The sequence below is a fragment of the Ruegeria sp. N11 genome (assembly GCF_056531525.1).
The window spans coordinates 79563-86341 of sequence record NZ_JBQFLX010000022.1; the positions used below are offsets into that span (position 1 = coordinate 79563).

Consider the following 6779-nt stretch of genomic DNA (forward strand, 5'->3'; position numbering starts at 1 on the left):
ATATTATCGGCCGCTGAGCCGCGATATCCGCTATGATCCGGGCCAGCCCGCCGCGCAGCACCCATCCGCCCTCCCGCAGAAAAGAAGAATCGAAACTTAACGGCTGATCGTTCGAATTTTGCCAAATTTACAAGATATGTTCAGTTTGAACCGGTTTGAATACCATGGAACTGCAAAGATCAGGAGGCCCGCCCTTTTAGTGAAATAGAATGTCGGTGCCCCGAGCTTTGAACAGATTTTGAGATAAGGGATCGCTCACCTCGATGAACAAAATGACTGATACATCCACATCAAGCGGAACCGCCGCCGGAGAGCTGGCCGTACCGGACACATCGGGCATGAGCCTGAGCGTGGTCATCCCCGCCTATAACGAGGAAAACGCCGTCCGTCATACCGTCGAGGATGTGCGGGCGCATCTCGAACCGCTGGGTATTCCTTATGAGATCATCGTGGTCGATGATGCCAGCCAGGACAACACCCGCGCCGAGGCCAAGGCCAGCGGTGCCACCGTCACCTATAACGACGTCAATTCCGGCTATGGCGCCAGCCTCAAGCGCGGTGTGCGGATGGCGCAGCATGAATATGTGGCCATTCTCGATGCCGACAGCACTTACCCCGCGCGGTATCTGCCAGGCATGCTGGCCATGTGCCGCGATCAGGATATGGTCGTGGGCGACCGGGGGGCTGCGATGAAGAACGTGCCGCTGTTGCGCAGACCGGCCAAGAAATTCCTGTTCGCCTTCGCCTCGTTCCTGGCCGAGCGCAAGATCAACGACCTCAACTCGGGCCTGCGCGTTTTCCGCAAATCCGAGCTGATCCCGTTCCTGCCGCTGCTGCCGCAGAATTTTTCCTTCACCACCACCATCACGCTGTGCATGACATCGAACGGCAAGCGGATGATCTATACGCCCATCGAATATGGCAAACGGGTGGGTAAATCGAAGATCCGGCCGATCGACTTTCTGAACTTCATCATCCTGATCCTGCGCATCAGCACACTGTTCAACCCGCTGCGCGTTTTCATCCCGCTGGGTCTGGCGTTCTTTGTTCTGGGCGTGGTGAAGCTTCTGATCGACATCACGTACTGGAACCTCAGCGAAACGGCGGTGTTCTCGTTCCTGGCGGCGATCATGATCTGGTCGCTGGGGCTGATCGCCGACATGATCTCGCGGCTGCATCTCAGACCGTGAGGTGAGCGGCAGAATGCTCTCTGACCCAAATCAACGACGCTGGCTGATCCGGGTGGCCGGGTCGGTTCTGGTGCTGGCGGTCCTGTTCTGGATTCTGCCCGCCGATGCCATCGTGGCAGCGCTGAAGGCGATCCCTATCTGGGTATTTGTCTGCGTGCTGATCCTGTTCCTGCTGGCCCATGTGGGCGCTGCATTAAAATGGTGGCTACTGCTGGGGCGCGGGTTTGCCGCCCAGCTGGCCGTCCGGGCACATTTTGCCGGACTGGCCGCAAATCTGTGCCTGCCGGGGGCAATCGGAGGTGACACGGTGCGCGCCGGTCTGGCGCAGGCCGCAATGAAGGACGGCGCGCAGGTTGTCGCGGGTGCGACCGTGGATCGGCTGATCGATATGATGGCGCTTCTGACGCTCTCTTGTCTGGGTCTGGTCCTGACACTGGAAAGCGCCGAGGGTGGGCATGCGATCTGGCCGGTGGTGCTGGTGCTGCTGGCGGCGCTGGCAGGCATGGTCGCTTTGCCGCGCCTGCTGCCCCTGCCCTGGCGCTATGTACCGTCGCTGCCCGGCAAGGGGTTTGCCCATCGTCTGGCCGATGCGCTGGCCGGGATGGGGCGCAAACCCGGCACATTGGGCATCGCCTTTATCGCATCGGTTCTGATCCAGTTGTTGCTGGTCATGCTGGCTTGGTGGCTGGCCGTGGCCGCTGGTGTCGATGTGGCGGCCGGGCCATGGATATTTGCCTGGCCGCTGGCCAAGATCATCGCGGTCCTGCCCGTGTCGCTGAACGGGCTGGGCCTGCGCGAGGCGACGCTGGCTGGATTTCTGGCCCCCTTCGGCGCCAGCGCCCCGGCGGTGGTGGCTGCCGGGCTGGTCTGGCAGGTTGTGTTGTTTACAGCGGGCGGGTTAGGCGCGCTGGTTCTGACCATGTCCGGGATGCGGTTCAGCGCCCCGGCAAATTCCCAAAAGGAAAAGTGCAAGTGACGGATGTTTCCCGACCCGAAGGGGGCGACAAGCCTCATATCATCATTCTGGGTGCCGGACCTGCCGGTCTGGCCGCAGCCCATGCCCTGACTGGCCAGGCCCGCATCACGGTGATCGAACGCGCCGCCATCGCGGGCGGCAACTCGGCCTCGTTCCCGATCGAAGGCGTGATCTGCGATTATGGCTCGCACCGGTTTCACCCGGCGGCAGAGCCCGAGGTGCTGCAGGACGTGAAAACACTGCTGGGCGACGATCTGCTGCTGCGCCCCCGGCACGGGCGTATCCGGCTGGGCGGCAAATGGATTCACTTCCCGCTGAAACTGACCGATGCGCTGATGCGTCTACCCAAGCCCTTTGCGCTGTCGCTGATCCGCGACATGGTTCTGAAACCCTTTCGCCGGAAAAGCGCAGGACCCGAGACGTTTTCCACCGTGCTCTATGACGGGTTGGGTCCCACGATCTCGGAAAACTTCTATTTCCCTTACGTACGAAAGCTTTGGGGGCTGGACCCGGACAAGCTGGCAGTCACTCTGGCCGAGCGCCGGGTCGGTAGCGGCTCGGTCGGAAAAATCCTGATGAAAATGCTGCGCCTGATGCCGGGCCTGCGCAATGAAACGGCGGGGCGGTTCTTTTACCCGCGCAAGGGGTTCGGACAGATTTCCGACGCCATGCTGCACAGTGCCCGCGAAAACGGTGCTGAATTCCTATTCGAGACCGAAATCACCCGGATCGAACGCGACGGCGACCGGGTAACCGGGCTGACCATTCAGGGTGAAAACGGCGAAACCAGGCTGGATGGCGATCTGATCCTGTCCACCATCCCCCTGACCGGACTGATACGCATGATCGACGCGCCGCCCGCCCAGGTGGTTGAGGCCGCCCGTGCTATCCGGTTCCGCGGCATGATCCTGCTTTATCTTATCCTGGAGGCCGACCAGTTCACGGAATTCGACGCGCATTACTTCCCTGAAACATCAATCCCCATCAGCCGGATGTCTGAACCCAAGAACTACTCGGCCAGCTCTGATCCAATGGGTGTTACCGTGCTGTGTGCGGAACTGCCCTGCGACCCTGATGAAAAGTGGTGGAACATGTCGGACGAAGAACTGGGGCACGAGTTCACCGGCTGGCTGGGGAAGCTTGGCCTGCCGGTTACCGTGCCGGTGCGGCGCTGCGAAACCCGCAGGCTTGGCCATGCATACCCCGTCTACGACGTCGATTACCAAAGCCGGTTCGACACAGTGGACCAATGGCTACTTGAGCTTGACGGGCTTCTGGTCTTTGGCAGGCAGGGCCTGTTTGCCCATGACAATACGCATCATGCATTTGCCATGGCCTACGCGGCCACTGATTGTATCGGCCCTGACGGGCAGGTCGACCGTGCGAAATGGAGCACCTATCGCGACGTCTTTGCCACCCATGTTGTCGAGGATTGAGCAGTGACCACACCACAGTTCGATATCCTGATGTATCACTCGATCTCGGATGCCCCGGGGCCAACCTCGATCTCGCCGCAGGTTTTTGCCGCACAGATGCAGGCCTTGGCCGAATCCGGATTACCGATCGTATCACCGGATGCCTTGGCCGAGCCCCCCCGGGGCCGTTCGGTCGTCATCACATTCGATGACGGGTTTTGCGATTTTGCCACAGTCGCGTGGCCCATCCTGCGCGATCACGGCTTTCGCCCGATCGTTTACCTGCCTTCAGGATGTATGGGACAACCGGAGGACTGGTCTGGCTGCAACGCCCCTCCGCGCGCGCTGATGAGCTGGGACCGGGTCGCGCATCTGGCCGCAGAAGGCGTATTCTTCGGCGCGCACAGCATCACGCATCCCAACCTGACCACCCTACCTGCAGATGCCCTTGAGGACGAGGTTGCCCGGTCAGGGCAGGACATCTCCGACCGACTTGGTCACCCCATCCGCCATTTCGCACCGCCCTATGGTGCGTCTTCCCCCGAAGTCCGGCGCTGCATCGCCCGCCATTACGCTACATCCGTCGGCACACGGCTGGGCGTGGCCAGGGCAAGCTGTGACCTTCACGACCTGCCCCGGCTCGAAATGTTCTATTTCACTGATATCGCCCGCTGGCGCGCGCATCTGGCCGGGCGTAGCAAGGCTTATCTGGCCCTGCGCCAAAGCCTGCGCCAATTGCGTGGCACCGTCAGGAACGGTATTGGGAAAATCGCAATACCCCGCCGCTAACGGTGGAAAACCGGGTCTTCACCCTGGAACACGCATTAACAGAATGATGGAAATGGGCGCATTGTCTCAAATCGTCAAACAGTCTCGAACGACCTCTCTGGATTCCAACAAATCTATTGGCTTTGTCTGTCAGACCCTTCATCTTGTTGTCGAGACCGAACCTGTTTTCCCGGGCAGCCCGTCAGTTGATTTCAGTCTGACTTTGCACGACCAGGATAGATTATGAACTGCGAAACCTCACATCATCAGTCCCTCAGACAACGTATTGCGGCGCGCGACGCGCGGGTTGCCGTGGTGGGGCTGGGCTATGTCGGCCTGCCGCTGGCGCTGACCGCCTATGACGAAGGGTTCGACACCACCGGCGTCGACCTCAACCCCGACCGGGTTGCGCGGATCAATCAGGGTGATCAGGTCATCTCGTATCTGGCACAGGACCGGATCGCGCAGGCGGTGAACAGCGGGCGCTTCCGCGCAACGCAGGATGCCGCTGCGCTGACTGACGCCGATATCGTGCTGGTCTGCGTGCCGACCCCGCTGACCGATGCGCAGGATCCGGACATGCGCTTTGTCGTGGCTGCCGCGCAGACCATCGCGCAGCATCTGCGCCCCAGTCAGATGGTGGTGCTGGAAAGCAGCGTCTGGCCCGGCGCCACGACCACGCTGGTTCAGCCCATCCTCGAGGCGGGCGGTCTGCGGGCAGGGTCCGATTTTTTCCTGGCCTTTTCGCCCGAGCGGGAAGACCCGGGCAATGACAAGTTCGATACGCACAGCATTCCCAAGGTGGTCGGTGCCGACGATCCGCTGTCGCGGCAACTGGTCGAGGATTTCTACCGCGCCATCGTCACCAGCGCGGTGCCGGTCAGTTCAGCCGCAACCGCCGAGGCGGTGAAGCTGGTCGAAAACAGTTTTCGCACCGTCAATATCGCGCTGGTCAACGAGTTGAAGACCGCGCTTGAAGCGATGGACGTGGATGTCTGGGAGGTGATTGAGGCCGCGGCCACCAAACCGTTCGGCTTCATGCCCTTCTATCCCGGCCCCGGCATTGGTGGGGCCTGCATCCCGGTGTCTCCGGCCTATCTGGCCTGGCGCGCCGCGGATGCAGGATCTGATACGCCGCTTATCAATCTGGCCCGCACCAGCAATGACGCGGTACCCGAGATGCTGGCGGCCCGGATGGCCGCGGAACTGACCGCGCGCAACGGGTCTGCGCTGGCCGAAACCGGGCAGCCCCTGACCGGGCAGCGGATTTTGCTGATGGGCATCGCCTACAAGCGCGATGTCGAGGATACCCGCCGCAGCCCGGCTCTGGTCCTGCTGGACGAGTTGGAAAAGCTGGGGGCCGAGGTGGATTACCACGATCCGTATTTCCCCTGCCTGCCGGAAGGCGGCGAATACCCGCAGCTGGCCGGGCGGACCTCGCAGCCGCTGACGGGTGAAGCCCTGAAACGCTATGCCGCCGTGGCCGTCATCACCGATCACAGCGCGCCGGATTACGATCTGGTCGCACGCGAGGCGGCATTGGTGTTCGACACCCGCAATGTTTTCGAAAAACAGGGAATCCGGGTGGCGGACGGGCGTCTGGTAAAGATGTGATCAGCCCGGCCATATCCCGGAAACCGGGATCGCAAAAAAGGCGGGCGGACAGGGAATTAGGCCCCAATACACCCGTTTCGGCGTGTTTCGGACCCATGAAATCGCGCCAATCGGCGGAGCTTTGCACGTTTTGAGGGTTTGGGCGACCACGGATTGCCGCCATAAAATTTTTGCGAAATAGTGCACCCAACATTCCAATGTCTGCAAACAGGCAGTGTCGAACGAGTAGTTGGGGCAAAGCCCCGTCAGGTAAAATAACCAAATTTTAACCCAAGGTGGTTCACAGTTTTGCCATGATTCCGGCGCGGAATCATACCGGGCACTCACCCGGTGGCACAACTACGGCCACTTTGGAAACTGACGCGGCCAAAACCAATGCCGGAGGACCGGATAACATGATGGGAATTCTCGGAATAGCTGTCCTTGTCGGCCTGGGTGCCAGTGGGATTGCTTTGTACTCCGGTATGTCCGTCCTGATGGTGCTGGGGATCTATATGCTGTCAGGCTGGGTGTTCATTCTTGCGGCTGGCCTCGTGATCTTCGCCATCAGGTCTTTCAAGCCGCAGACGCGGGAACAGGATCACGCCTATTCGGGCTGAGCACCTGTGACACCCGGGAAACCGCCGGGACATCTTTCATTGCTGTTGCAAATGCATGGCAAGGCGCCCGTAATTCCGCGCGCCTTAGCCCCGCCCCGCGACCCGCTTGGCCACATATCCCAGAAAGGCCCGCTGCGGATTTCTGATCTGCGGACGCCCTGACGCGGCCCAATAGGCCAGCCAGTCCGCCTCCAGCGCATAAACATCGCGGCCCGGT

6 protein-coding genes are annotated in these 6779 nt (G+C 61.0%); all 6 read left to right on the forward strand.

The features are described 5' to 3' along the window. Nucleotides 1-272: 272 nt before the first annotated feature. A complete protein-coding gene (locus ACR0J8_RS20100; RefSeq protein ID WP_480891942.1) occupies nt 273-1190 on the forward strand; it encodes a glycosyltransferase family 2 protein in 918 nt (305 codons plus the stop codon). A gap of 13 nt (nt 1191-1203) precedes the next feature. Beyond that, nucleotides 1204-2166, forward strand: coding sequence for a lysylphosphatidylglycerol synthase transmembrane domain-containing protein (locus ACR0J8_RS20105; RefSeq protein WP_480891945.1), 963 nt, complete (start codon nt 1204-1206; stop codon nt 2164-2166). Beyond that, entirely contained in the window at nt 2163-3602 is a 1440-nt protein-coding gene (locus ACR0J8_RS20110) for a protoporphyrinogen/coproporphyrinogen oxidase (RefSeq protein WP_480891948.1), read from the forward strand. Before ACR0J8_RS20105 ends, ACR0J8_RS20110 begins: the two co-directional genes overlap by 4 nt. Before the next feature lie 3 nt (nt 3603-3605). Continuing rightward, entirely contained in the window at nt 3606-4370 is a 765-nt protein-coding gene (locus ACR0J8_RS20115) for a polysaccharide deacetylase family protein (RefSeq protein WP_480891951.1), read from the forward strand. A gap of 222 nt (nt 4371-4592) precedes the next feature. Continuing rightward, nucleotides 4593-5963 carry a nucleotide sugar dehydrogenase gene (locus ACR0J8_RS20120; RefSeq protein WP_480891954.1) on the forward strand — a complete coding sequence of 457 codons (1371 nt, stop codon included), beginning with the start codon at nt 4593-4595 and terminating at the stop codon, nt 5961-5963. 395 nt (nt 5964-6358) lie between these two features. Continuing rightward, the gene (locus ACR0J8_RS20125; protein WP_170616960.1) at nt 6359-6562 is read left to right on the forward strand and encodes a hypothetical protein; all 204 of its coding nucleotides are present in this window, start codon (nt 6359-6361) and stop codon (nt 6560-6562) included. Nucleotides 6563-6779 lie beyond the last annotated feature (217 nt).